Origin of the sequence: Rhodococcus opacus (genome assembly GCF_012396235.1) — a bacterium.
Classification (GTDB): Bacteria; Actinomycetota; Actinomycetes; order Mycobacteriales; family Mycobacteriaceae; genus Rhodococcus_F; species Rhodococcus_F opacus.
This window is the reverse complement of sequence record NZ_JAAXPA010000091.1, coordinates 1-2,007: the sequence shown is the minus strand read 5'-3', so window position 1 is coordinate 2,007 and position 2,007 is coordinate 1. Positions and strand designations below refer to the sequence as shown.

General features: G+C 68.2%; 3 protein-coding genes. All 3 read left to right on the top strand.

Annotation, left to right across the window (positions count from 1 at the left end; all coding sequences use genetic code 11):
• Positions 1-140 precede the first annotated feature (140 nt).
• Positions 141-593, top strand: a complete 453-nt coding sequence (gene trxA, locus HGB39_RS37970) for a thioredoxin (RefSeq protein ID WP_007297052.1) — start codon at positions 141-143, stop codon at positions 591-593.
• The gene (locus HGB39_RS37965) at positions 590-856 is read left to right on the top strand and encodes a UBP-type zinc finger domain-containing protein (RefSeq protein WP_081276680.1); all 267 of its coding nucleotides are present in this window, start codon (positions 590-592) and stop codon (positions 854-856) included. Before trxA ends, HGB39_RS37965 begins: the two co-directional genes overlap by 4 nt.
• A partial coding sequence (locus HGB39_RS37960; RefSeq protein ID WP_168443029.1) for a cyclic nucleotide-binding domain-containing protein occupies positions 834-2,007 on the top strand: 1,174 nt, incomplete at its 3' end. The genes HGB39_RS37965 and HGB39_RS37960, both read left to right, overlap by 23 nt.

The window sequence follows — 2,007 nt, the reverse complement described above, 5'->3', positions numbered from 1 at the left end:
GTGGAGACCAAGATCGGTCGTGCGCTGTTGCGAGGCGAAATCGAACCGGGTGGCACCATCGGTGTCACGGTGGACGGCGGCGAGCTCGCCGTCGCGTATGCGGAACCCGCCGTCGCGGCGGCCTGAGGAGAGGTGTCGTCATGGGATCCGACAAGGTGAAGTGTCCGAACTGCGGCAAGATCAACAAGGTGCCGGCGGCCGGGGAAGGAAAACCGCGCTGCGGGAACTGTCACGAGCCGCTGCCCTGGATCGCCTCGGCAGGGGACGGCGACTTCGCGGAGGTCGCCGAGAAGTCCTCGGTGCCTGTGCTCGTCGATCTCTGGGCGACGTGGTGCGGCCCGTGCCGCATGGTCAGCCCGGCGCTCGAGCAGCTCGCCACAGAACGCGCAGGTCAGATCAAGCTGGTCAAGGTCGACGTAGATGTTGCTCCCCAGACGGCCGAACGGTTCACCGTCCGCGCCGTGCCGACTCTGCTGGTGATGGACCGGGGTGAGGTCCTCGCTCGGCAGGCGGGCGCAGCTCCGGTACCCCAGCTGCGCACGTGGCTCGATCAGGCACTCTCGGAAAATGCAGGCAAGGAGGCGAAGTCATGACCTTTGTCCATGCGGACCCACACGTGACCGCGATCCGGCCCGTGGTGCCCCGGACCCCGCAGGGTTGCGAGGAATGTCTTCGCCTCGGAACCCCGTGGGTGCATCTGAGGCTGTGCCTGACGTGCGGACACGTCGGTTGCTGCGACTCCTCGCCGGGCAAGCACGCGAGCGCGCACGCCCACACCATCGGCCATCCGATCGTCCAGTCGATGGAACCAGGTGAAGATTGGCGCTGGTGTTATGTCGACCAGAACTTCGTCTGAGGACCGCGTTCCCGCCTGCGACGTCCCGCCGGTCGACGACGAGACTCCGGACGAGGAAGGTGCTTTCCCGCGGCTGACGGACGACCAGGTCGCAACGCTCGAGGTCGGTGGCACGCGTCGATCGGTTCGCGCCGGCGAGGTGCTGATCCGTGAGGGCGCGCCCAGCCACGACTTCTTCGTCATCCTCTCCGGCAAGGTCGCGATCATCGACGAGGGCGACGTGGACGGCGAACGCCGGATACTGCGCGTGCACGGTCCCGGCCGATTCCTGGGCGAGCTCGGACTGCTGGAAGGCCAGGTGGCGTTCTTCACCGCCGAGGCGATCGAGGACGGCGAGATGCTCGTCGTCCCGGCCGCGCGGGTGCGCGAACTAGTTGCCCACGATCTCGTGCTCAGCGATCTGATCCTGCGCGCCTACCTGGTGCGCCGGCACCTGCTGATCGGACTCGGATCCGGGTTCCGGATCATCGGCTCCTGCTATTCCCCGGACACGTTGCGGCTTCGGGAGTTCGCCATGCGAAACCGACTGCCGCACAGGTGGATCGATCTGGAGCAGGACGAACGGGCGGAGCAGCTGCTGCGCAGCCTGGACATCGCCCCCGAGGACACTCCCGTCGTGATCTGGCACGGCGAGAAGGTGCTGCGCAATCCGACGAACGCCGAACTCGCCCGCATCGTCGGGCTTCCGGTCCCGGACTCGGTCCCGGACGCAGCCCAGGACGTGTGCGACCTCGTCGTGGTGGGTGCCGGACCGGCCGGTCTGGCCGCGTCCGTGTACGGCGCCTCGGACGGGTTGAACACGGTGACGCTGGAGTCGATCGCCGCCGGCGGCCAAGCCAGTACCTCCTCCCGGATCGAGAACTACCTGGGCTTCCCCGCAGGGATCTCCGGCGCCGAATTGGCCGAGCGCGCGGTGATCCAGGCCGGCAAGTTCGGCGCCCGCATCCTGGTGTCCGCCGAGGTGACCGGTTTGGGATCCGAGGACGGGCACCACGTGCTCCGGCTGGCGGACGGCGGCGCGGTCCGCGGCCGGGCCGTCGTGCTCGCCACCGGGGCGCGATACCGCAAGTTGGCAGTTCCGGGGATCGAGGCACTGGAGGGAACAAGCGTGTACTACGCCGCGACCCATCAGGAAGCGCGGATGTGCGGCA

Coding starts and splice junctions, on each gene's coding strand:
- HGB39_RS37965 (WP_081276680.1), top strand. CDS start 590: ATGACCTTTGTCCATGCGGACCCACACGTGACCGCGATCCGGCCCGTG.
- trxA (WP_007297052.1), top strand. CDS start 141: ATGGGATCCGACAAGGTGAAGTGTCCGAACTGCGGCAAGATCAACAAG.